At 65.3% G+C, this 22,683-nt stretch carries 19 protein-coding genes; 7 read left to right on the forward strand and 12 right to left on the reverse strand.

All coding sequences use genetic code 11. The features are described 5' to 3' along the window. Window positions 1-110: 110 nt before the first annotated feature. Entirely contained in the window at window positions 111-1,691 is a 1,581-nt protein-coding gene (locus tag HD842_RS04830; RefSeq protein WP_183551642.1) for an FHA domain-containing protein, read from the reverse strand. 138 nt (window positions 1,692-1,829) lie between these two features. Continuing rightward, the gene (locus tag HD842_RS04835) at window positions 1,830-2,810 is read right to left on the reverse strand and encodes a PP2C family protein-serine/threonine phosphatase (protein WP_183551644.1); all 981 of its coding nucleotides are present in this window, start codon (window positions 2,808-2,810) and stop codon (window positions 1,830-1,832) included. Between the two features lie 166 nt (window positions 2,811-2,976). On the opposite strand from HD842_RS04835, the gene HD842_RS04840 reads away from it, so the two are divergent. The 5 genes from HD842_RS04840 to HD842_RS04860 all read left to right on the forward strand — a co-directional run bounded on the left by HD842_RS04840 (window position 2,977) and on the right by HD842_RS04860 (window position 8,928). Then, a complete protein-coding gene (locus HD842_RS04840) occupies window positions 2,977-3,453 on the forward strand; it encodes a GNAT family N-acetyltransferase (protein ID WP_183551650.1) in 477 nt (158 codons plus the stop codon). 241 nt (window positions 3,454-3,694) lie between these two features. Further along, window positions 3,695-5,002 (forward strand): lipopolysaccharide biosynthesis protein, encoded by a 1,308-nt coding sequence (locus HD842_RS04845; RefSeq protein WP_183551652.1) that lies wholly within the window; start codon window positions 3,695-3,697, stop codon window positions 5,000-5,002. A 21-nt stretch (window positions 5,003-5,023) separates the two neighbouring features. Then, window positions 5,024-5,965 (forward strand): polysaccharide pyruvyl transferase family protein, encoded by a 942-nt coding sequence (locus tag HD842_RS04850; protein WP_183551654.1) that lies wholly within the window; start codon window positions 5,024-5,026, stop codon window positions 5,963-5,965. A gap of 33 nt (window positions 5,966-5,998) precedes the next feature. Beyond that, the gene (locus tag HD842_RS04855) at window positions 5,999-8,128 is read left to right on the forward strand and encodes a two-component system response regulator (RefSeq protein WP_183551657.1); all 2,130 of its coding nucleotides are present in this window, start codon (window positions 5,999-6,001) and stop codon (window positions 8,126-8,128) included. A gap of 95 nt (window positions 8,129-8,223) precedes the next feature. Further along, window positions 8,224-8,928, forward strand: a complete 705-nt coding sequence (locus HD842_RS04860) for a hypothetical protein (protein ID WP_183551659.1) — start codon at window positions 8,224-8,226, stop codon at window positions 8,926-8,928. A 39-nt stretch (window positions 8,929-8,967) separates the two neighbouring features. Here the strand turns inward: HD842_RS04860 and HD842_RS04865 are convergent, their stop codons facing one another. The 8 genes from HD842_RS04865 to HD842_RS04900 all read right to left on the reverse strand — a co-directional run bounded on the left by HD842_RS04865 (window position 8,968) and on the right by HD842_RS04900 (window position 18,465). After that, a complete protein-coding gene (locus HD842_RS04865; RefSeq protein WP_183551660.1) occupies window positions 8,968-10,671 on the reverse strand; it encodes a diguanylate cyclase in 1,704 nt (567 codons plus the stop codon). Between the two features lie 343 nt (window positions 10,672-11,014). Beyond that, the gene (locus HD842_RS04870) at window positions 11,015-11,689 is read right to left on the reverse strand and encodes a DUF6624 domain-containing protein (RefSeq protein ID WP_183551663.1); all 675 of its coding nucleotides are present in this window, start codon (window positions 11,687-11,689) and stop codon (window positions 11,015-11,017) included. Window positions 11,690-11,763: 74 nt separating this feature from the next. Further along, window positions 11,764-12,183 (reverse strand): hypothetical protein, encoded by a 420-nt coding sequence (locus HD842_RS04875; RefSeq protein WP_183551666.1) that lies wholly within the window; start codon window positions 12,181-12,183, stop codon window positions 11,764-11,766. Between the two features lie 189 nt (window positions 12,184-12,372). Continuing rightward, window positions 12,373-12,849: an SH3 domain-containing protein gene (locus tag HD842_RS04880; RefSeq protein ID WP_183551669.1), complete on the reverse strand. Its 477-nt coding sequence runs from the start codon at window positions 12,847-12,849 to the stop codon at window positions 12,373-12,375. Window positions 12,850-12,856: 7 nt separating this feature from the next. Further along, window positions 12,857-14,422 (reverse strand): hypothetical protein, encoded by a 1,566-nt coding sequence (locus HD842_RS04885; RefSeq protein ID WP_183551672.1) that lies wholly within the window; start codon window positions 14,420-14,422, stop codon window positions 12,857-12,859. Further along, a complete protein-coding gene (locus HD842_RS04890; RefSeq protein ID WP_183551675.1) occupies window positions 14,383-16,743 on the reverse strand; it encodes an FtsW/RodA/SpoVE family cell cycle protein in 2,361 nt (786 codons plus the stop codon). The genes HD842_RS04885 and HD842_RS04890 overlap by 40 nt, the downstream gene beginning before the upstream one ends. Then, on the reverse strand, window positions 16,740-17,702 hold the full coding sequence (locus tag HD842_RS04895; protein WP_183551678.1) for a protein kinase domain-containing protein: 963 nt from the start codon (window positions 17,700-17,702) through the stop codon (window positions 16,740-16,742). Before HD842_RS04895 ends, HD842_RS04890 begins: the two co-directional genes overlap by 4 nt. 271 nt (window positions 17,703-17,973) lie before the next feature. Further along, window positions 17,974-18,465: a glycine zipper 2TM domain-containing protein gene (locus tag HD842_RS04900; protein ID WP_183551681.1), complete on the reverse strand. Its 492-nt coding sequence runs from the start codon at window positions 18,463-18,465 to the stop codon at window positions 17,974-17,976. 197 nt (window positions 18,466-18,662) lie between these two features. On the opposite strand from HD842_RS04900, the gene HD842_RS04905 reads away from it, so the two are divergent. Both HD842_RS04905 and HD842_RS04910 read left to right on the forward strand, forming a co-directional pair. Next, window positions 18,663-19,799: a metallophosphoesterase gene (locus tag HD842_RS04905; RefSeq protein ID WP_183551684.1), complete on the forward strand. Its 1,137-nt coding sequence runs from the start codon at window positions 18,663-18,665 to the stop codon at window positions 19,797-19,799. A gap of 100 nt (window positions 19,800-19,899) precedes the next feature. Continuing rightward, window positions 19,900-21,345 carry a M20/M25/M40 family metallo-hydrolase gene (locus tag HD842_RS04910; RefSeq protein WP_183551687.1) on the forward strand — a complete coding sequence of 482 codons (1,446 nt, stop codon included), beginning with the start codon at window positions 19,900-19,902 and terminating at the stop codon, window positions 21,343-21,345. A gap of 42 nt (window positions 21,346-21,387) precedes the next feature. On the opposite strand, the gene HD842_RS04915 is transcribed toward HD842_RS04910, so the two are convergent. Both HD842_RS04915 and HD842_RS04920 read right to left on the reverse strand, forming a co-directional pair. Further along, window positions 21,388-21,759 (reverse strand): DUF1566 domain-containing protein, encoded by a 372-nt coding sequence (locus HD842_RS04915; protein ID WP_183551690.1) that lies wholly within the window; start codon window positions 21,757-21,759, stop codon window positions 21,388-21,390. Between the two features lie 135 nt (window positions 21,760-21,894). After that, entirely contained in the window at window positions 21,895-22,572 is a 678-nt protein-coding gene (locus HD842_RS04920) for an SOS response-associated peptidase (protein WP_183551693.1), read from the reverse strand. Between the last annotated feature and the right edge of the window lie 111 nt (window positions 22,573-22,683).

Genomic DNA, 22,683 nt, shown 5'->3' on the forward strand with positions numbered 1-22,683 from the left:
TGAAAATTCCTGAACACCTGCGTGCGCCGGCGATCGTGTTCGCCCTGCAGGCCGTGTTGCTGGCGGGTGCGGCGCTGGTTTTTCTGGTGCTGGTGCCGTCGTACGGCTGATCAGGCGCTGAGGGCGGCAGCAAGCAAACTGCGGCGGTCGACGCTGCGCCGGTCGGCGCGTGCCTCGGGATAGGCCGTGGGGACGAAGCGCGCCGCCATGCCCATGCCGGATTGTTGTACGCGGTCGAGCGTGCCACTGATCGCCAGCGGCGCGTCGCGCCCGCTGGCGCGGTCACGTTGCCAAAAGCCGCCATCACGGTGGAACAGCAGCGGAAGGGCGACCGCACGCGGCATTGCGACCGGCTGTGCGCCAGCGCCGTTGAGCGCTGCCTGACCGGCCGGCGGCACCGCATCCGGCGCCATCAGATAAAAACACTCGGCGCGTGCGCCCGCATCGAGCCGGTGCAGCACGACCGCGTGCGCCAGCAGCGCCGTCACCTCGAGCGTGACGATGCCCTTGATGCTGGCCGTCAGTTCGATGCGCATGCCCAGGCGCAGCTGGACCGGCATGTGTTTGCCAGGCCAGACGCCGTCGAGCAACAAGCCGTAGCGCGAGACGTCTTCGATTTCGAACCCGGCGCGGCTGCGGCGGATGATGGCGTGCCGGCCCGATAGCCGGCGCGTCAGGCCACCGATCTCCATGCCGGTTTCGCCATGGTGGGCCAGCAGCACGTCGGCGTCGGGTGCGTCGAGCTCGAAGCGGCCGAGCATGAATTCATCGAGCGCGAACAGGCGCACGTGGCGCTGCGTGGCTGAATCGGCTTCGGCGTGCACAAGGCACGCGCTGTCGGTCAGGCACGGGTGCGCGGCAGGCTGGGCCGGCAGGTCGATCTCGATCAGGTCTTCGTCCCAGGCAATGGTGGTCATGCCCATATCGATCTTGCCGGTGCCGTTGCCGCCGTCCAGGTTCAGGTGGGCAATGGATGCGTTGCGGGCGACGACATCGATATCGATCCGGCCGCCGCCCGGTGCATTGACGCGGGCGATGCCGGCGTCGTCGGCCGTGACGCGCACGTTCTTGTGCGTGGCGAGGAAGGTCTGGTGGATTTCACCCAGGCTGGCATCCTGGCGCGGCACCAGGATCACGGGCGAGCAGGTCCAGGTGCGACTGGCATCGGGCGCATGGGCATGGCGGCTGTGCAGTTCGATCTCGATGCGGTACTGGCCGTGTTCGAGGCCGCGCGATGAAAATTCGAGAAACAGCGGCCGCCAGTCGCCGCGCGAGGTGCGCTGGAAGCAATAGCTCTCGCCGCCGTGCAGGCGCAGCGCCGAATGAACAAGCATGCGCACGTCGGGCGCGCAATCCATCGGCATGCCACGCAGCTCGAGACGCAGGGCCTGGCGACCACCGGCCGCGCGCGGATCGAACCCGCTGATGTGCAGTTGCGGGCGCTGCAGGCTGGTCGGGGCTGGTGTAGCCGGGACGACCGTGTCCCGGCGCGTGCGCACCGCGCTGATCGTATCGAAACTGGCTGGCAAGCCATCGACCACCGCGTTTGCCGACGGCGGCAACGGCGCAGCGTGCGCCTGATACGCACCGGCCGCCGCCTCGGGCTGGGCATGCCCGTGCGCGCACCGCACCTCGCCGGGGGCGACCCAGACGGTGCAGTGCGGATGCGCGGGATTGCGGCAGCGATTCATGTCAGATTGATCAGTTTAGAAAGTTCGAAAACGGTATTGCAAGCTTACGCTGTTTTCAGCAGGCACGGCGCACCGAGCTCGTTGATTATCAACATTATTTACCTACAGCATCAAATTATTTTGCCATCTTTCCAACGTTCAATATCTGGCGCCGTCGTCGTCCAGCGGCAAGGCGGTTTCGTCGGCGTGGCGGGGCAGGGGGCGCAGCACGAGCGCCGTCAGATTATCGGGTTGCAGACCAGCAGGCGGCTCGTGTTCCATCAGTCCGAACAGGCGTTCGACGAGCGTCGCCGCCGCTGGCGCATCGGCCAGCAGCGCCGGCCAGCGCGCGACAAACCTGTCCGGCTGGGCGCACGACCAGAAGCCGTCGGTGGCCAGCAGATAGGCTGCGTCGGCCCGCAACTGCAGCGCGCGGCGGTCGGGCAGGTGGGCCAGCCAGCATGGCAGGTTCGCGGGCGTGAGCGCAAACAAGCCATCGGACAGGCGCGATGGATCGGCAAAGGCATTGCCAAGAATGAATGCCTGGGCAATCTGCGGCGCGTGGCGGCCATGGACTTCGCGCCACCAGTCGGCTTCGCCAAGGCGGCCGGCGAGTGCGGCGCCGGTGGCCGGTACGTGGTCGACCGTCAGCGCCGTGGCCTGCTGCGCATCGAGTTCATACAGCCGCGAGTCGCCCACGTGGTACAGCAGCGGCGCGGCGCCGGGCGGCAGTTCGAGCAGCGTGAGCGTGGTGCCGGGCCGGCCCGTCGCGCCGGCGCCATCGGCAAACTGTGCCTGCAGCGTGGCGTGCAGGACATCGAGGTGGGCCGTCAACGCAGCGAGTGTCGTGCAGGGCGGCATGGCAAGAAGACCGGCGGCAAGCGCTTCAGCCGCTTCGCGCCCGTGGCCATGGCCGCCCATCCCGTCGAGGACTGCCAGACGACCATGCCCGGCGGGCCAGCCGGTGATCGTCGAGATGACCGGCAGCTGGTCATGCAGATGGCAGGCGCGGCCGTCGAAATCGATGACGACGAGATTGTCCTGGTTTTCGCTGCGGGTGGCGGGCCCCACGCCGACGCGGCTCGCGACGGCGACATCGAAGGAGGGGGCAAAGCGAAAGTCGGCAAGCGTCGAAGGCATGGGCTGGGGCTGTGGTGGGATGATGACACTGTACTACTGTTTGTTGGCAAGTCATGCGCTGAACAGATGCGATTATTCGCGCCACCCGAGGGCAATGAACCTGCAGCCTGGAACACCGGGCATGGTATGTTGACGTTTCCATCACACCCTCCTCGAAAAACGCGCCATGGTCATCCGTCCCCTCGATTCTGCCGACGTGCCGGTCCTGGCGCCGGCCATGGCCGCGCTGCTGCGCAGCCTGGCGCTGGAATTCATCGTGCACGAATCAACGCCGCTCGGCGCCGCGGCCTTCCTGGCCGAGAATGACGAGCAAGGCATCCGCGGCTACCTGGCGCGCGGGTATGCCTATCATGTTGCGCTTGATGGCGAGCGGCTGGCCGGCTTCATCGCGATCCGCGACAACAGCCATCTGTTTCACCTGTTTGTCGGCACGGCCTGGCAGCGGCAGGGACTGGCGCGGCGCCTGTGGCACGCCGCGCGCGCTGCCGCCATCGCGCGCGGCGGAGACGGCAATTTCACGGTCAATGCGTCGAACTACGCCGTGTCGGCCTATGAACGGCTTGGCTTCGTGCGGGTGGCGCCGACCCAGTGCGTGAAGGGCCTGTCGTTCAATCCGATGCACCTCGCCTGGGCAGGGAATTGACCCAGTTGCCTGACCTAAGTCGCCGGCCATGTAACGTACTGTGCACTTTCAGTATATATTGCCTCGCGACAAAAGTTTTCGTTTTGGCAGCAGGTTACAATGGTGGTCGTCCGTATTGATCGGACGTGAGCGGTGCATTGGCGCGCCGTGCTCGACAAGTTTTGATGATGATGATTCTGCATAACCCGATCCGCACACTTCCTGCAACCGTCCTGCCCAAGGCAGCATGGGAGACATGGGCATGAGCGCGACAGCGCCGTCGATGCCTTCCATTTCGCGCGCGTTCGGCAAAACCCTGATGACCACCATGGGCATGACCGTGGTGGGATTCATCTCATCCGTCATCACCGCCCGCATATTGGGTCCGGAAGGGCGCGGCCTGCTGTCGGCGGCCATCCTGGTCTGTTCGCTGTCCGCCGGTATCGCGCAGTGCGGCATGGGCAGCAGCTATCTGTATCACTTCGGGGCGGCGCGGCAGTTTCCGTATCTGCGCTTCCTTCTGCTGTCACTGCTGAGCATCAGCATCTTTGCCACTGCGCTGGCCGCGGCAGGGCTGCAATTGAGCGACGCGGTGCAACTGCACCGGTTCATGTGGCTGATCCTGGCGTTTGCCGCGTTCATGGCAAGCCAGATGTATCTCTTCACGCTGACCCAACTGCATTCGGATCTGCATTTCTTCAACATTCTGCGCTTTACGCAGGTGTTCGGGAATCTGGTCCTGATGCTGCCCCTGGTGCTGTGGTTCGACGTGGTGAGCTTTGAACAGATCCTGGCCACGCAATTGCTGATGCTGATTGGCGTCACGGGCATGGGGCTGTGGTGGACACGCAAGCACCGTGTCTGGCAATTGAAGGTCGAGGTCAAGGAGCCGGTTCAGCCCTGGGTGGTCTTGCGCTATGGTTTTCACCAGCAGGGCATTGGGTTGCTGAGCTTATTTCTGGTCAATTTCGACAAGCTGTTCCTGCTCAATCGCGGCACTATCCGCGAATACGGTTTCTATGCGCTGGCATTCACGACGTCGCGCCTGATCGGGGCGGTGCAGGAATCGGCGTCGGTCGCGCTGTTTTCGCGCTTTGCCGGCCGGGATGAGCAAGCACTGAGCCAGTCGGTGCGCAATACCTTCCGCGTGACGTTCATGCCGCTGATGGTGCTGGCCGCGATCGGCGGTGCGCTGTCGCCCTGGCTGCTTAACCTCATCTATGGCAAGTCCTTTGCGGCGATGACGATGCCGTTTGCGATCTTGCTGTTCGAATGCGTGATCGGTGGCGCCAGCTGGACGCTGGCGCAGCGTTTCACCGCCGCCGGGCAACCGGGGCTGGTACTGGCGCGCCAGATCATCGCCGTGGTCCCGGTGCTGATCGCGATCCCGTTTCTGCCGCAGGAAAATACGTATGTCTGGCTGGCGGGATTGATGCTGGCGGGGGCGTGTCTGCGCTTGATCACGACGATCATTCTCGGGGTGCGCCGGCTCAATGAGCCGATGCCCGATTTCATCCCGACCCGCGGCGACCTTGCCATCCTGCGCCGGCTAGTGACGCGTACTAAGTAACTTGATTTTTCGGGAGTAGCCTTGAGTAACCATCGTTTGATGATGCAGGATCTGCAAAACAAGCATGACACCATTCATGATTTGCTGAAGGGCAGAGACTTTCATTACATCGATATTCCGATGCACGACAATATCGGCGACCTGCTCATCATGCAGGGCACGCTGGCGTTCTTCAGGAAGAAGCGCCTGTCGCCGCGCACGATATCGACGTCGTGGGCATTCGATCCGTCATGGGTCAAGCCGGGCGATATTCTGGTGTTTCACGGGGGCGGCAATTTCGGCGACCTGTACGCGAACATCAACGAGATACGCGAAGAGATCATCACGCGCTTTCCGGCTAACCGCATCGTGATGTTGCCGCAAACCGTGTTCTTTGCGAGTGAAGCGACGCGTGACCGGTCGGTCGCCGTGTTCCGGCGCCATGCCGATGTCCACATTTTTGTGCGAGATAAAGCGTCGCAGCAGATTGCGAATCGATTTTCCGAGAATGTGTATCTGGCGCCCGATATGGCGCATCACCTGTATCCGATTGCGAGCAGCGGCAAGGCCAGCGGCGTGCTGCGCATCGAGCGCGTGGACACGGAAAAGCCGGTCGTGCCGGCGTCGCTGAAGGATGCGCAATTCGATACCCGAACCGACTGGATCGAGGTCGTGGGCAAGGATAAGCGATTGATCGATTTTGCCTGGCGCATCCAGGCGGCCTTTATCAAGCGCGGCTGGCAAACCTGCAAGAAGCTGATCGGGCCGTGGTACTGGATACCGGTCGCGCAGCGCTTTTCGTCCAGGGCCGTGGCGCTGTTCGCGCGCCATGACCATATCGTCACCGACCGCCTGCACGGCCACATCCTGGCGTGCCTGATGGACAAGCACCACACCGTGATCGACAACAGTTACGGCAAGAATTCCACATACATCGACGAATGGACCGCCCACAGCGATCTGGTGCGACTGGTGAAGGTCTGATCGCATGCCCGTTTTTTCCAAGGATAGTACCTCATGAGCACCTCCGCCCCGACTGTCCTGATCGTCGACGATGAAGCCAAGAGCCGCGACCGGCTGGCCTGCCTGCTGGCGCCCGGCGGTTACGAGACGACGAGCGCTGCCAGCGGCGAAGAGGCATTGTCCTCGGTCGCATCCGAAGCGCCAGACCTGATCCTGATTGCGCAGACGATGCCGGGCATCGACGGCTGCCAGGTGGCCAGCATCCTCAAGGCCGATCCGGCGACCGAAAATATCCCGATCATCATGGTCACCGGCGTGGAGGATACCGGCATGCGCCAGGCGGGACTGGAGGCGGGGGCCGAGGAATTTTTGAGCAAACCGGTCGATCCCACGGAGCTCGGACTGCGGGTGCGCAATCTGCTGCGCCTGAAGGATATGGGCGATCTGGAAGACCAGGTGCTCGTGCTTGAGCAGAAAATCGCTGCCCGCACCGCCGACCTGCTGCGCTTTCGCACGGCGATGAATGCGACGCCAGACGCCCTCATGCTGGTCAGCCGCGACACGATGCGCTTCGTCGAAGTCAACGACACCACCTGCGCCATGCTGGGCTACACGCGCGCCGAGATGCTGAGCCTGGGCCCGGTGGCGCTGGGCGCGGCGACCCACGACGAACTGGAGGCGATGTTCGAGCCCACGCCGGGTGGCCGGATCAAGCCGAGGCTGAGCGAGGTCACGCTGCACTGCAAGGATGGCGGGGTGGTGGATGTTGAAATCCACCGCCAGGCCCTGTTGTCCGGGAATGACTGGATCATCGTCAGCGTGGTGCGCGACATCACCGAGCGCCGGGTCGCGCAGCAAATCCTGCAGTACCAGGCCAGCCATGACGTGCTGACCGGGCTGCCCAACCGCGCCTGGTTCTACGAAGCGCTTCACGGCACGGTCCGGGCAACGCACAGCGCCAGTCCCAGTGTGGCGGTGGTGTTTCTGGACCTGGATCGCTTCAAGAACGTCAACGACACGCTCGGTCACGCCATGGGCGACGAATTGCTGGTGCAGTTCAGCGCGCGCCTGGCCACCTGCGTGGGCGAACGCGACACCGTTGCGCGCCTGGGCGGCGACGAATTCGGCCTGATCCTGATGCTCGACCAGGACCCGGCGCACGCCGCCACCGTGGCCGGCCGCATCGCCGAGGTGCTGTATCCGCCGTTTAACCTGCGCGGCTTCGAGGTGATCGTCACGGCCAGCGTGGGCATCACGGTCCATCCGCAGGATGGCGCCGACCCCGAGGTGCTGATCAAGTACGCCGACACCGCCATGTACGAGGCCAAGCAGGCCGGGCGCGACACCTACCGCTTCTTCACGGCACAGATGAATGCCGATGCGCTGCAGCGCCAGGATCTCGAGCACGCGCTGCGCAAGGCGGTCGAGAACGAAGAATTCGAGCTGTATTACCAGCCCAAGCTGCTGCTCGGCGCGGACACCATCGTCGGTGTCGAAGCGCTGCTGCGCTGGGACCGGCCCGGGCATGGGTTGGTGTCGCCGGGCCTGTTCGTGCCGGTGCTCGAAGAAACGGGGCTGATCGTGCGCGTGGGCCGCTGGGTGATCGACACGGCCTGCCGCCAGATCAAGGCCTGGTCGCTCCATGCAACGGGGGCGGTGCAGGTGTCGGTCAATATCGCGGGGCGCCAGTTCGCCGAGGGCGACCTCGAAGGCGATGTCCTGCGCGCGCTGGCGGCGCATGACGTGCCAGCCGCGCTGCTGGAACTGGAACTGACCGAGACGTCGCTGATGATCAACACCGAGCGCACGATGCAATGCCTGAGCAATCTGCGCGCACACGGCATCCAGGTCTCGGTCGACGATTTCGGCACCGGTTATTCGAGCCTGGCCTATCTGCGCCGTTTTCCGATCGACAAGCTCAAGATCGATATCGCCTTCATCCGCGACGTGACGACCAATGCCGATGACGCCGCCATCGTCAACGCGATCATCACGATGGCGCACAGCCTGAACGTGCAGGTCGTCGCCGAAGGCGTCGAGACGCCGGCGCAGAAGGCCTTCCTGCTGGCGCATGGGTGCGACCAGATCCAGGGCTACCTGGTCAGCCGGCCGCTGCCGGCGCACCTGGTGACGTCGCTGATGGCGCTGCACGCGGCCAAGGTGCCGGTGTCTGCCGCCGCGTGAGGGGAGGCGGCCGGGCGCGGTGAGAATTGTTGAGTAAGTGACGCCATCGGGGTGGCTATACTGGGGAGATGAACCGGGCCACCTGGCGTTACCGTTTGAATGACCCCCGCAGCGCGGGCCTGGCGGCCACGCTGCTCGTGCATGTGTTGTTGATCCTGGCGTGGCAGATGGCGCGCACGTTGCCGGCGCCGGTTGCGGGGGACGATGCGGCGATGCTGTGGCTGCGTGTGCCGGCGCCGGCGCCGGTGCCCGCGCCGCGCATTGTCGCTGTCCCGCCGGTTCAACCGGAGGCTGCACCAACTCGGAAGCCCGGTACGCCGCTGCGGCCTGTGCCTGTGGTGCAGGCCGAGACGCCCGTGCAAACTCCGGTACCGGCACCAGTGCCGGATGCGCCGCCAGTACCGGTTGAATCGGCTACCACCAGCACGGCCGCCATCATGGACAGCGCACGCCGCAGCATCGGCGACATCGACCGGGCATTGCGCAAGGAACGTCAGCCGACGATCGTGCTCCCGCCGGACAGCCCGCAACTGCGGCTGCGCCGCGGCATCGAGCATGCGCGTGAGATGGCGCCCCCGCGCCTGTGGGAGGCGCCGCGCGTCGTCGAACTGGTCAACAACACGGGCGACGGCGCGCGGCGCACCCGCGTGATCACCGGAGATCGCACCTACTGCTTGACGGACCGCGCGCCGACGACCAACGTCGAGATGATCGAAATGCACGGCAAGCAGCGCTTCACGACCTGTCCGAAGGATGAAGAGCCGGCCCGGCAGCAGGAATGGCGCACTGCGCGTGATTGAGCCGGTCAGCGGCAACGCTGCTTCCCGGCTCGTTGGCGACTAGGCGCCTTCCAGCGCCGGTATGACAACGTCAGCGACCATCACCTGATTGCGCCCACCTTTCTTTGCCGCGTACAGGGCGCGGTCGGCGGCAGACAGCAGAGCCTGTTCGCCATCGCCATGACCGGGCCACTGCGCCACACCGAACGATGCTGAAATACCCGAGATGGTCTGCCCCGCGTGCTCGATGACGATCCCGCCAATCGACGAACGGATGCCCTCGGCGCACTTCTGCGCCTCCTCGGCACTGCAGTCCGGCAGCATCAGCACCAGTTCTTCGCCACCGTAGCGGCACACGACGTCGCTTGCGCGCACCCGCTGCAGGATGGCGTGACTGGCGGCCTTCAGTACCAGATCGCCGCCTTCATGGCCGTAGGTATCATTGACGCGCTTGAAATGGTCCAGGTCGATCATCACCACTGAACAGGCGCTCTGGCTGCGCTGGGCGCGCGCCAGCTCGCGCTTGAGCGATTCGTCGAAGAAGCGCCGGTTGTACAGGCCGGTGAGCGGATCGACCGTTGACTGGTGGCGCAGCGTGTCGCGCAGCGAGACGTTACTGATCGCCAGACTCAGCTGTTCGGCAAGCGCGATGATGTGCATGCTGTCGCTCTGGTTGTCTTCGTGCCGGTCGTCCAGGACCATCAGAACACCCACGACATCGCCTTGAGAGATCATCGGGACGCACGTCTGGGATGCATACTTGCCGATCCAGGGCGTACCGTGATCGCAGAACAGGTCGTGCTGCGCCGTCGCGACGTTCATTTTGCCCAGCCGCAGACACCAGCACTCATCGCGAGCGATGGCAGGGGGCGCCTTGTCGGTCAGATTCCACGACGCATTGAGTTCGAGCGCATCGCGCGAATTGCGGTAGAGATATACCGCGCCAGCCGTGTCCGGTAATAGCTTGCGCAGGAATACCGGCAGCATGCGGGCAAGTTCGGACGGCGCCTTGACGCTGTCCAGCGCGTGCAGCATCTCGGCTGCCACCGACAGGCGCTCTGCGCGCACGGCGGATTGCTTCGCCAGTAATGCATTGTTCTCGGCCAATAACTGCGACTGGTTGGCCACTTCTGCCTGCTTGTTCAAGCTCCTGGTCACGATGAGCACCGTTGCCACGATCACGACCAGGCTGGCCAGGGCGGCGCCGATACCCAGTGCGGAGTTGTAGCCCAGCGTTGACGTCAGTTCGTCCCGCAGCACCTTGCGCTGCTCGGCCAGGACATAAATCTGGCGGCCGAACTGGGTGCGCAGCTCGTCCATCAGGAGCTTGCCTTTCTGGCTCGCCACGGCGTCGATGGCCGCCTGGGTCTTGCCCGCCCTTTTCAGGCGGATGCTGCTGTCCATCTCGAGAACCTTGGCCTGGCTGAGACTGGCAATGCGTGCCACCAGGGTTCGCTCCTGGTCCGAACTGGCGAGTCGATGCAAATCCTCGAGCGCCGCGGGAATGCCCGCAACGCCGACATTGTAGGGGTCGAGGAAGCTTTCGTCGCTGCCGATCAGAAAGCCGCGTTGACCGGTCTCGGCATCCTTCAGCAAGCTGAGCGCGAGGTTGTATGCGCGCTCTTTTTTCGCGCCGTCCTGAAGCGCGTGCAAAGTAGCGTTCGCCTGGTAGCTGCTGATACAGGGCAGCGTGGCGAGGCAGGCAACGATGATGATGATCAGGGCGCCGAATACCTTAAGGCTGGGGTCGAGTCTGGAAAACATGCCTTAGGGAAATAATTGATGATGTGCAATCATAACCCCGCTATGCGCTGGCGATAAGTCAAAGAGCCGCTTGTTTCCCCGTCTGTTTGGACGATGGGGCCACATGTCTGGCCCTGGACGAACCCGAAAGAGATACCGGTAGGCAGCGACGGAGGCCGACTGGCGACACGTCCCGCAACCGGCGACCAGCGTTCGTCCGCTCGCCCAGCCTTCGACATCCTTGCCATCGAGCCAGGCATATGCTTCCTTCTCGATATTGACGAGCAAGTTTCTGGAACGATCGTAGGATGTCGTCGCTTGCTCAAGCGTCGTGGATCGCTTTGCTCTGATAAAGCAGATCGCGTCAACGGTACAAAGGAGGCGGTAACTCAGTGCCGATCGCAACGTGCGGCGTTGGACACCCTTTCTCCTTCAAATGTTTCGTCAGCAAAAACACATAATCTTTTAGCGACGGCCATCCGACAGTCTTCCTGCGCGCATCGGCTTTGGCATAGTCGTCCAGAGGGACGATCACGACATCACACTCTGTTTTGTTTTCAACCTGCGTTCCATATAGTTGGGGTTTTCCTTCATTCAACGCGATGCGGTCAGCAAGAAACGCATAGGTGTAAGCAGGCGAGTCGCCGCTATCTACGGCCTGTTTCAGGTGCTTGAGAAAGGTACGCTGCGCGGTTTGATTCATGTCAGCGTGCTTCGCAATCAACCAGGCGTAATCAACGGCCTTTTCTCCATGGATCTTGGGACGTGGCCAGCCACATTGCTTGACCAGAGAAACGAGCTTCGCTGTATTGGTGCGATCGACCAGAATAATATGCCCTGTTACTTTTTTGATGGTCTTTGCATTGGCTTCTGGAAAACGTGTGAGCTCGCCAATGCGATGCCGCAGTGCTTGGTCAGCAGTCCTCATGGCTTCCAAGCTTCGCTCATAATCATTGCATGGAGGCGGCACATGTTGTGCATGCGCTTTCGTGAAACTGAAATACAAAAGAAGGGTGAATGCGACTGCTATTTTTTTCATCAATCGGGACGTAATCGTAATAACGGTCGCAAGCACCAAGTCGACTTATGGGAGAAATCGACGGTTTAGTCAGGTTACGGCTGCGGCGATACCGTCGTCGCCAAGCTGAAAGCATCGCTGCCGTCGCCAACTTTAATAACAGCTTTTTCGTTAACGTGTGCTGCCAAGGTTGGCGTACTAATCAACGTAGAATCTTTGAAAATCTTACTGGACACCCATACGTCAGTGAGTGTTTCTCCTGGACGCACTGTCATCTCGACTCGCCAGTTACCTGAGGCTACCGCGAATTGTTCTCCCGCCTTGGCCAATACACGCGGAATCGATTTCTCACCATCTGCTTCAAGTGCCATCGATACCATATACGTCGGCGTAGGGGCCACTGGCTCTGCATTGGCGCATATCGCGCCAGTGATGGAGCCTGCGACCAGGATAGCAGCAATAGAACGGGTGCCAACGCGGCGAAGGGTACCAGACGTGGATGGCTGCATATGCATGACGTACTCCTTGGTTAGGTAATCTACATGTCGAAGACCTGGAGTGTACAGGCGGTTTCAAGTGGGAAATGCTTGAATTCTCACTGTCACAACGATTCGATGTTGCGGAAGCCACCTAATTATGATCGGTTGATCTGGATAAGAAAGGCACGATCAGTGGATCGCTTCTGCGGTCGTGATCCGCAAAAATCAGCGTTCGTCCGCGCGCCGCAGCCACAGGCTGCTGGCCCAGCCTTCGACATCCTTCCCATCGAGCGTGGCGCGCACCTGCCACCAGTCGCCATCGCGGCGCCCGGTCGCAATCACGCGTGCACCGCCCGGCACCACCAGCAAACGCTCGGCGCCGATGCCGCCTGCGACGCGCAGATTGAGCGCATCGCGCACGCGGTAGGGCGCGCCGGCCACGGGCACGTCGGTTGCCGGCAGCGGCGCCTCGGCCAGTTCGACCGACGGCGGGATTGTGCCCGGTACGCCAAACAGCGCCAGCAGCAGCGCGCCGCCGGCCGCAGTGCCGGCGGCCAGCACGCCCAGTGCGCGGGCATTGGGCCGGCGCCACCACGAGCGGGGCGTGAGCCACGCGCAGGCGCACAGCGTCAGCACGAGGGCCGCGCCGAACGCTCCAATGTACGTGGCGAAATGCGCCGCGATGTGGGTCGACGATGGCATGCTGGCCTCAGGCGTCAAAGCGCAGCACGTAATGGCCCGCCACCAGGTGGTGGCCCGGCGGGATCAGGTACGGCGCGTCCTGGGTGGCCGCGTCGATCTGCGCCACCAGGGCCAGCTCGGCGTCGAGGTGGTACAACGCCTGGCTCGGCGACAGGCGCACGACGCGCAGGCCATCGGTCGAGGCTTCCCAGCTGAAGGCGCTGCGCGACAGGCCGAGGCGGTCGGCGCTGGCGGTGGCGCCGTCGGCCTGGCGCACGAACTGCGGCGCATCGAGCACGCGTAGCGCGGCCAGTGACGGCATGCCGCGTCCGAACGTCAGGCGCGAGCCGCCGGCCGCCGGTTGCGACGGGCCTTGCGGCAGCACCAACAGGGCGCTGTAGCGCTCCGCCATCGACTGCGGCGCGGCGAGCAGGCCGATGCTGGCCCCGTCCATCGGCGAGAACTGCGACGGCACGGCGATGCGCTGGCGACCGGCCGGGGTGATCGCATGCAGTTCGTCGGCATCGTCGATGGCGAAACGGATCACGTTGTCCTTGCCCGGCGCGGCCGGTACCAGTTGCGCGTCGAGGCCCACTTCGAGCGCCTGCGCGCCCGTGTCGCGGTAGCGGCTCAGGCGCGGCAAGGCCAGCGCGGCCAGCGTCATCCGATGGCGCGCGACGGGCGCGTAGGTGGCGTCGGCTTCCGGCGTCGGTGCGGGCGCCGGGGTGGCCACGGGCGCTGGCGCTGCCAGCGGCATCGCGGTCAGGTCGGCCGGCGGCGTGCTGCTGCGCGACTTCCAGACGGCGGGGCTGCGCTGGGGCGCGGTGGCTGGGGCTACAGGCGCAGCAGCCGCGGACACCGGTGGCTTCAGGCCTGCGCCAGCGCGACTGATTTTGAGCAGCAGACGCTGGGCGCTCGCGCCTTTTCCGCGCAGGACGTAGTAGCCGTTGGCGGCGTCGAAGACGCAGTCGAAACTGTCTTTCGGGCGCACCTGCAGTTCGAGGGGCGCTTCCGGTCCGTCGTTCACGAGCAGCAGCCCGCCGTCCGGGCCGAACGGCCAGCCCGGCACGGCGAACGTGGCGTTGGCCGGGTCCATGCCCACCAGGGTCAGGCGCTGGTTCGGGTAGATCGCGCACACGGGCTGCCAGATGGCGCTGTCGCGCGAGGCGGTCACCGTGTACTGCACCTGCTCGCCCGGCGCCGGCAGGTAGACGGCGTGGCCGAATTTCACCTGCACTTCGCCCGGCGCGATGCGCTCGTCGCCCGAAATGAAATAGCGCACCTCATCGCCGCCGAGCAGGTCGCCGAAGTCCTTCTGGTGCAGCGCGGCGAGCGACTGTGCCAGGTCGCGCACTCGCGCGCCGCGGGTCAGGTGACGGTCGTCGTCGACGTCGTCCTGCGGCAGCACCAGCGTCACGTGCGAGAAGCAGCGAGTGGCGGCGCGGCCGCGCAGTTCGCGCGGCGAGCGTTCGAGCAGGTCGCGCAGCAGCGCGCGGCGCGAGAACAGCGACAGACCGGGCGCCTGCCACAGCGCGTCGGCATTGAACACGTCTTCTACCTTGCCCAGGACTTCGTGTTGGACATAGACCGGCATGATTGAATCTCCTCGTTGAATGGGGTGCTTGCCATGCCAAACGCTAGCAGGGGGCAGATGAAAAACAGCAGGTGCGAGCCGCCGGCCGACAGAAAACTCATCGGCTGGCCCATGATCGGGAACATCGCCAGGTTGGTGCCCCACGCCAGCAGCAGGTGGCCGGCGACGAACGCGGCGCCGCCGCATAGCGCAAAGCACTGGAAGCGGCCCAGCCAGGCGCGCCGGAAATCGTTGGCGGCCAGCGCCCGGCCCCAGGCGCCGGCGGCGACACGCACCAGCGCCACCAGGAACAGCGCCTGCAGCGTCCACAGCGCCAGGCCGGCGGCCAGGCCATGGCGCTGCAGCAGGAAGGCGGGCGCGAAGTCATCCTGGATCGCGGGGATCGCCAGCGCGTCGCCGGCCGCCCCGCCCAGCGCCGCCAGACCGAACGCATGGTCGGCCCCCAGCCAGCCGCCCTGGGCGATGGCGCGCGCGCCGAGCAGCATCTGCTGGCCCGTGTGCGGGTGGACGGTCGGTGCACTCCAGACCTGGAACCGTTCGGGATAAAAGCCCAGCGCGCCGAGGACGGCCCCGCCGCTGCGCATCGCTGCGCCGCCGGCCACCAGCAGGCAGATGGCAACGGCGGCCGTGACGAGGGCGGCGCGCCGGCCACGGCTCGCGCACCAGACCAGCGCCATCGCGCTGCTCCAGACCAGCAGCAGCACCAGCGGCGAATAATCATCGACCCGCACCAGCGCAACGCCCAGCAGGAATACGAACAGCAGCACGGGCGCGGCCATGCGCAGCCAGAAGCGCCAGTTGCGCTGCTGGTGCGTTGCGCCGCCTGCGACCAGCGCCAGGCAGTGGGCGCTGAGTGCTGCCAGCGCAAACTTGGCGAACTCGAACGGCTGGATATCGAACACGCCCGTCTCACTGCCGAAGCAGACCTGCAGCAGCACGCCGACGAGCGCGATCCCGGCGAGAACCAGGAGCACGCGCTCGGTGACGGGGCGCGACAGGTTGTTGCGGCCGACGCTCGATAACAGCAGCAGCATGCCGGGCAAGCCCAGGCCCAGCAGCGCGGTGGAGTTCTGGAAGTGGCGCAGCCAGGCGGTGTCGCTCGCACCCAGGCCCATTTCGAGCTGCACGAGCAGGCCGGCGCCCAGTAGCAGCACAGCGGCGGCGGGCAGCAAACTGATGCGCGCGTAAAAACGCAGCGTCAGCCACAGCGTGGCCCAGGCCAGCAGCAGCGAGACGCCCACGCCAGGCGCGCCGCTACTGCGCTGGGTGATCAGCAGCAGGGTGGCCGTGGCCGCGACCAGCGCCGCGATCAGCGGCATGGCGAGGCGTGCGCCGGCGACGCGCTGGCGCAGCAGGGGCAGTACGCTGACCGCGCCCAGCAGCAGCACGCCAATCGCGGCGGCCCAGGCCAGCGGCGTGGGGGAAGGGAGCGCGAACAGCGTGCGTTCCTGCCACTGCCAGCGCACGGCGTCGGGCAACTGGACCTGCGGCGTGTTCGACAGCGCGACCTGGCCCGATGGCCTCAAGTGCAGCATGTCGCCATTCGGGACCAGCGTGAAGACCGTGCGGCCGACGGCAACCGCATCGGTGTCCGCCAGCGGCTGGTCGCGCTGGGCAGCGTCTTCCCAGCCGTTCTCAGTCGAGACGAGTACCGGCTGGTCGCCCCGTACCGAGAGCGCAATACGGCCATCCGGCAGACGCCCCAGTGACGCCGTACCCGCCTCGAAGGTGCTGCTGGCCAGCCGGTTGCCGCAATACAGCAGGCCGCCCAGGCTGACGGGCCGCGCCAGGCCAAGGGGGTACGGCGTGATCCGGTTCCATAGCGCGAGCGCGCGGCTGGCGAGGAGTGCGTCGGGACAGGCCGGCTGCAGCGCGCCGTCCTGCAGCAGCGTGGCGCCGTCGTAGTGCCAGGTGCGCTCGCCGTTCGACAGCGTCGCGCTGCCGGCATCCTGCGCCAGTACTTCAAAGCGGGCGGCGCCGGCCTGGATTTGCTGGCCACGCACCAGCGGCACGTCGCTGCTGCGCACGCGCGCGTCACCACGGCGCAGCACGATCGGCTGGACCGGCTCCAGATTGCGCAGCCACCACGCACCGGCGGCATCGCGGCGCAGCGTCAACTGGCGCGCGGCGGCGCGCGGCGCGCCAAGCTCCGCGCGGCCCAGCACGATCGATGTACCCGGCTGCAGGGTGACCGCGATCTCGCGCGGGAGCCAGGCGGCAGGTGCGCGAAGAACCGCCAGCAGCTGCACGGCGCACAGCAGCGCGAGCAGGACCGAAGCCGTTGCGGCGCCGAAGGACATGCGCTGGCGGCCGGGTGTCATGCTGCGCTCCTGGCTGGCGCGGGACCGAGCAGGCTGGTCGCTTGCCCCAGCAGGCGGCTGATGTCCAGCGCATGCTGGGGCCGCTCGGCAGGGCTGTCGGCCAGCAAGCGGCGCAGCAGCGCCAGACCCGGCACGGCGGCCGGGCCCAGGTGATTGGCAAACAGCGCCGCTTCATCGAGTTGCAGCACCGGCGGGCGCGCCTGGTGCGTGGCCAGCAGCGCGGCTGCGCCATCGCGGCCATGCGTTTGCCAGGCTTGGCCGCAAGTGCTGCTGTAACGCAGAAGGCGGCCGCAGACGAGGTAATAGAAGAGGGCGCCCAGGGCGAAATAGTCGGTGCGCGCTTCGGTGGCGTAGCCGTCGGCGTCGGGGAAGAATTGTTCCGGCGCCTGCCAGTTTGCGGTGCCGGCATAGGTATGGGCGCGCAAGTCGTCCAGGCGCCGGTTGGTGCCGAAATCGGCCAGTTTGAGGGTGTCGGCGGCGCGGTCGAGCAGCAGGTTGCCCGGTTTCAGGTCGAGGTAGCGCCAGCCGTTGGCGTGCACCTTGGCCAGCGCCTGGTTGACCTGACCTATCCAGGCCAGCGCGCGGCCCGGGGCGATCGTGCGGCCGGCAGCGGTTTCTTCCGCCAGGTAGGCAGCCAGGTCGCCATCGAGCAATTCCAGGGCCAGTGCCGGCAGCCCAAGATGCTCGCCACTGTCAAGCAGGCGCACGATGTGGCGGCCATCCCATGGCGCGAGGCTGCGCAGGAATGCGATCTCGGTGTTGGCGCTGTCCAGCCAGCGGGCGCGCAATGCTTCCGGGGCGCGCGCCATCTGGTCGAGATTGACGAGCTTGAGGGCAACGGCGCCGGTGGCATGCAGGCTGTCGGCGCGCCAGACGACGCCATAGGCGGCCCCGGCCAGCGGTTCGCGCAGGCGGTACTGGCCGCCGGTGAGCGAAATGACGGTGCCTGCGTCGTACATGGTGTCCCCCGAGCATGGCGCAATGCGCCGATGGGGAAGCAGAGCGGAGGGAAGCAGAAAGGACTGGAATAGCGCGGGACAAAAGCGAGGGTCAGGTCTGACATTCGGACACGATCTCGACAGTCGCCCAGTCAAACCTGGCTTGCCAAGGGCCACGCCGATACTGGGAATGACACCGTTGGAAGTGGCTAAAGCTGAGGTCGTGTCCAAATGTCAGACCTGACCCCGGCTGTGGGCAAAGAAAAAGCCGCGCAGTGCGCGGCTTTCGGGGTTAGCGGCCGTAGCCGCGACGGTCATCGCGGTCCCAGCGGTCGTGGCGGTCATAACGGTCGCGGCGGTCATGACGGTCCCAGCCGCGGCCACCGTCACGGTATTCGACGTAGACGGGCCGCGGTTGCACATACACCGGGCGCGATTCCACATACACCGGGCGTGGCTGAACGTACACCGGGCGCTGCTGGACATACACCGGGCGCTGCTGCACGTAGGCCGGTTGCGACTGGTAATACCCGCCGCGATTGTCGTAATAGTTACCGCGATCGCCGTAGTGGCGACGGTCGTCGCGCGAGTGGACCGAGTTGCCCACTGCCGCGCCGATCACACCGCCCGCCACCGCGCCGCCGGTGCCGCCGACCGTGTGGCCGACGACTGCACCGAGCACGGCGCCGATGGCCGTATTCGTACCACGATCGCCGGCCATTGCCGCCGGCGATACGGCGACGGCGGCCAGCAGCACAGCACCAAAGGTCTTCGATTTCAACATGGCTTTTTCCTTTTTACCCCGGCGGAGATCGGAATGATGTTCTCGCTCACCGGGTAGGAATCACTATATTCTTGCTTCTTGATAGTGCCATCTGCTAATACAGATTTTTACAAGTCATGCCCGGTCTGTAACATCCTCGCTTGCATCTCGGCCCATGTGCCCCATGTAGCTTCTATTGCTTTTCATCTATCCCCCTCATGCGTCCAAGCCGAAGCTTCCTCGTTGTTCTGTTCCTCATGGTCATGCTGCTGGTGTATCTCGGCATGCGCCTGTTGCCCGACCTGGCCCTGGGCATGGTCGGCAACCTGATCGCCGGATTGCTGCTCTGCCTGCTGGGCATCCTGGTGCCGGTCGGGCTGATGTCGGCCTCGATGCGCCGGCGCCGCTGGTCCGATGCCGTGGCCTGGGTCGGCTTGCTGTCGATGGGCCTGTTCTCGTCGCTGCTGGTGGCGACGGTGCTGCGCGACCTGGTGCTGCTGGTGCTGATGGTCATTGGCGCAGTCACCGCCCCGGTGCTGTACATCAGCGCGCTGGCCGTGCCGCTGGTCGCGCTGGCGGTGACGCTGATCGGCTATGCCAACGCGCGCCGGGTCGCGCGCATCGTGAAGGTGGACGTGCCGATCCGCGATTTGCCGGAGGCGCTGCACGGCTACACGATCGCGCAGATTTCGGACGTGCACGTGGGCCCGACCATCAAACGCGCCTACCTGAATGCCATTGTCGACAAGGTCAATGCGCTGGAAGCGGACGCAATTGCCGTCACGGGCGACCTGGTCGATGGCAGCGTGCAACGCCTGGCGCCGCACACGGAACCACTGGGCCGCCTGCGCGCGGGCGATGGCGTGTATTTCGTAACCGGCAACCATGAGTACTACTCGGGCGCGCTCGAGTGGATTGTCGAAGTGCGTCGCCTGGGTCTGAATGTGCTGATGAACCAGCACGTGATCGTGCACAAGGGGGACGCGCGCCTGATGATTGCCGGCGTGGCCGACTATCACGCCCATCACTTCCACCCCGAGCACAAGAGCGATCCGCAACGCGCCGCAGCGGGCGCGCCAGCCGGCATTGGTGCGCGCGTGCTGCTCGCGCACCAGCCGCGCAGCGCGACGGCGGCCGCCGCTGCAGGGTTCGATCTGCAACTGTCGGGCCATACGCATGGCGGTCAGTTCTTCCCGTGGAACCTGTTCGTGCCATTGCAGCAGCCCTTCGTAGCTGGCTTGAACCGCGTGCGCGAGATGTGGGTGTACACGAGCCGTGGCACAGGCTACTGGGGGCCCCCAAAGCGCTTCGGCGCGCCGTCGGAAATCACGCTGGTGCGCCTGGTAGCGGCCTGACAGCCGGGCCTGGCGCAGTCCGCGGCATCAGGAAAGTCGGGGCAAAACCTTGTCGGATGCGCTATTGTTTGAATCCTTTCAATACCGCAAGGATTCCCGCATGAACTTCCCCGTTCGCCATCTTCGCCGTCTTCCCATGTTGGGCGCCATCGCCGCCACGCTGATCGTCACACCGGCCCTGGCCGCCAGCCCCGGCAACGATCCTGCTGCGCTGGTCAAGATCCGCGACGCGGCGATGACGAGCGACTACGCCTGGCAACGCACGGAAGACATGACCGACCTGATCGGCCCGCGCCTGTCGGGTTCGCCCGGCGCAGCGGCAGCAGTGACCCAGGTTGCGGACGCCATGCGCAAACTCGGCGCGAAGGTGACGCTGCAGCCGGTAAAGGTGCCGCACTGGGTGCGCGGGATCGAGACGGGCGAACTGGTCGATTACACGGGCCGGCCAGCCGGCATCACGCAGCGCATCGTGCTGACTGCGCTGGGCGGCTCGGGCGCCACGCCGGTCGACGGCCTCGTCGCGCCAGTGCTCGTGCTCAATAGTTTCGAGGAACTCAAGGCGCGCTCTGCCGAAGTGAAGGGCAAGATCGTGCTGTTCGATGTCGCCTTTGACCAGCACATGGCCGATCGCGGCCTGGCCGGGCCGGCCTATGGCGCGGGCTCGAACTACCGCCGCAACGGCCCCCGCCTGGCTGCCGAACTGGGCGCTGTCGGCGCACTGGTGCGCTCGGTCGGTGGCGCTGCTTATCGGTTGCCGCACACGGGCTCGTCCGGCCTGTCGGATGACGCGCGCATTCCGGCGGCCGCCGTGACGGCCGAAGACGCGATGCTGATGGCGCGCCTGGCCAAACGTGGCCCGGTCAAACTCAAACTCGTGCTGACCCCGAAAAACCTGCCCGACGCCGACAGCTTCAACGTGATCGCCGATCTGCCGGGCACGGACAAGCCGGAAGAGATCGTCATCGTTTCGGGCCACCTCGATTCGTGGGACTTGTCACCCGGTGCGCACGATGATGCCGCCGCCGTGGCCAGCGCAATGGCCGTGTTCGATGTGCTGAAAAAACTCGATTACCGGCCGCGCCGCACGATCCGCTTCATCGCCTGGATGAACGAAGAAAACGGTATGCGCGGCGCGAGCACCTATCTTGCTGCCGAACAGGCCAACACCGCCAAGCACTTTGGCGCGATCGAGAGCGACAACGGCGTTGGTCGCCCGTTCGGCTTGCGCGCCAGCGTGACGCCGCAGTCGGTCAAGCTGTTTGCATCCCTGCAAGCGGCCCTGCAGCCGATTGGCGCCGGCGTGTTCCAGCGTCAGGACGTGCTGGCGACGGGCGACCTGGCCGGCCTGGAACGCGCAGGCGTGCCAAGCTTCGCGCCGATCGTTGACACGGCGAACTATTTCGACATCCACCACACGCCGGCCGACACGCTGGACAAGGTCGATCCCGACAGCCTGCGCCGCAACGTTGCGCTGATGGCGGCGACGGCCTGGTATCTGGCTAATATGGAGCAGCCAATTGGCCGCTCCAGCGTGCCGGCGCCGTGACGCTGGTCAGGTTGCAGGTCAGGCCGCGGTTCAGCCCGCGGCTCAGGCCGCCGTACTGATCCGGCGTACTGCGCGCGCATGCCCGCGGTACGGCCGGCCGTAGATGGTCTGGATGCCACTGGCGAAATTCTGGCCCCAGACCAGCTGGGCGCGCGTGGCGTGCGGCTCGCTGGACCAGTACCAGTCGCGCTGGAACGACTCGCGCAGGTTGGCAAACAGCAGTGCCAGCTCGCGCCGCGTGGGCAGGGCGCCGCCCTGGCTGGCGGCCCAGTCGGCGGCCGTGGGCCAGCTGACGTCTGCGCTGTCGCCTGGCAGCAGGACCAGGTGGTAGTCGGGGTCGTCTTTGCCCAGGATGAGACCAGCGTATTCTTCACCCTCTTGCAGCAGGCCCCGGATTTGCATGTATTCGCCCATGGATTCACCTCACGTGTGGTAGCAATCCGGTAAGAGTGGCGAACACGACGTTTGGTTGCATCCCGGGTTCGATCCAGATCAGACAACTGACGGGTTCCACGACATTCTCACCGCCGATTTGCGCGGTGGGACGGCTCAGGCGTCGCTGTCGATGGGTTGCGCGACCTCAGGTCCACCCGCGCCGGCGCGATTGACCTGTGTGCTGACTTCGTGCCAAGCAAACGCATCCGGCGGGAGGGCGGCCGAACGGGCCAGCGCCAATGCTTCTTCGCTAGACAGCGCCGGATCAAGCCAGCGCTCGGCATCCTGCGCGTCGAGCACCACCGGCCGCCGGTCATGGATATCGAGCATACCGCCCGAGGCGTCGTCGGTCACGATGACGAAGCCCGCCTCGGCGCGGTTTTCGGTGAAACTGCCAAAGTTCGCCAGTGCCAGCATGAACAGCGGCGCACCATCCTTGCGGTGGATATGCCACGGCTGCTTGCTGCCTTTTTCGCCCGTCCACTCATACCAGCCCGAGGCAGGTACGAGCGCGCGCCCCGACTTGAGCAAACCGCGCCAGTAGCGGTTGTCCAGCTTGTCCATACGCGCGTTGATGGTCACGGGCACTTTTCCCTTGGCCCAGCGCGCCTGGTAACTCCAGTACACGTCGTCCACTCGCCGTTCGCCGTCCTGCAGGTGCAGCACAGGGCGATACGTGCCGGGCGGCACGTTATAAGCCGGTTCGGATTCGCTGTCATACACGGCGTCGAGCCAGCCGATGACGCTGGCGTAGTAACGGGCCGTTTGGCTTTGGTCAATTCGTCCACACATGGGGGCAATGGTAGCGCAAGGCGGCTGGACGCGGCGCACCGCGTTCTGCCCGCGCGCGACGCGTGTGGTGTTTGGCCGCAGCACGCCGCAATGGTATGCTCAGGAATACAA

Source organism: Massilia aurea (assembly GCF_014200505.1).
Taxonomy (GTDB): Bacteria; Pseudomonadota; Gammaproteobacteria; order Burkholderiales; family Burkholderiaceae_D; genus Telluria; species Telluria aurea_B.

Coding starts and splice junctions, on each gene's coding strand:
- HD842_RS04830 (WP_183551642.1), bottom strand. CDS start 1,691: ATGAATCGCTGCCGCAATCCCGCGCATCCGCACTGCACCGTCTGGGTC.
- HD842_RS04835 (WP_183551644.1), bottom strand. CDS start 2,810: ATGCCTTCGACGCTTGCCGACTTTCGCTTTGCCCCCTCCTTCGATGTC.
- HD842_RS04840 (WP_183551650.1), top strand. CDS start 2,977: ATGGTCATCCGTCCCCTCGATTCTGCCGACGTGCCGGTCCTGGCGCCG.
- HD842_RS04845 (WP_183551652.1), top strand. CDS start 3,695: ATGAGCGCGACAGCGCCGTCGATGCCTTCCATTTCGCGCGCGTTCGGC.
- HD842_RS04855 (WP_183551657.1), top strand. CDS start 5,999: ATGAGCACCTCCGCCCCGACTGTCCTGATCGTCGACGATGAAGCCAAG.
- HD842_RS04865 (WP_183551660.1), bottom strand. CDS start 10,671: ATGTTTTCCAGACTCGACCCCAGCCTTAAGGTATTCGGCGCCCTGATC.
- HD842_RS04870 (WP_183551663.1), bottom strand. CDS start 11,689: ATGAAAAAAATAGCAGTCGCATTCACCCTTCTTTTGTATTTCAGTTTC.
- HD842_RS04875 (WP_183551666.1), bottom strand. CDS start 12,183: ATGCATATGCAGCCATCCACGTCTGGTACCCTTCGCCGCGTTGGCACC.
- HD842_RS04880 (WP_183551669.1), bottom strand. CDS start 12,849: ATGCCATCGTCGACCCACATCGCGGCGCATTTCGCCACGTACATTGGA.
- HD842_RS04885 (WP_183551672.1), bottom strand. CDS start 14,422: ATGCCGGTCTATGTCCAACACGAAGTCCTGGGCAAGGTAGAAGACGTG.
- HD842_RS04890 (WP_183551675.1), bottom strand. CDS start 16,743: ATGACACCCGGCCGCCAGCGCATGTCCTTCGGCGCCGCAACGGCTTCG.
- HD842_RS04895 (WP_183551678.1), bottom strand. CDS start 17,702: ATGTACGACGCAGGCACCGTCATTTCGCTCACCGGCGGCCAGTACCGC.
- HD842_RS04900 (WP_183551681.1), bottom strand. CDS start 18,465: ATGTTGAAATCGAAGACCTTTGGTGCTGTGCTGCTGGCCGCCGTCGCC.
- HD842_RS04905 (WP_183551684.1), top strand. CDS start 18,663: ATGCGTCCAAGCCGAAGCTTCCTCGTTGTTCTGTTCCTCATGGTCATG.
- HD842_RS04910 (WP_183551687.1), top strand. CDS start 19,900: ATGAACTTCCCCGTTCGCCATCTTCGCCGTCTTCCCATGTTGGGCGCC.
- HD842_RS04915 (WP_183551690.1), bottom strand. CDS start 21,759: ATGGGCGAATACATGCAAATCCGGGGCCTGCTGCAAGAGGGTGAAGAA.
- HD842_RS04920 (WP_183551693.1), bottom strand. CDS start 22,572: ATGTGTGGACGAATTGACCAAAGCCAAACGGCCCGTTACTACGCCAGC.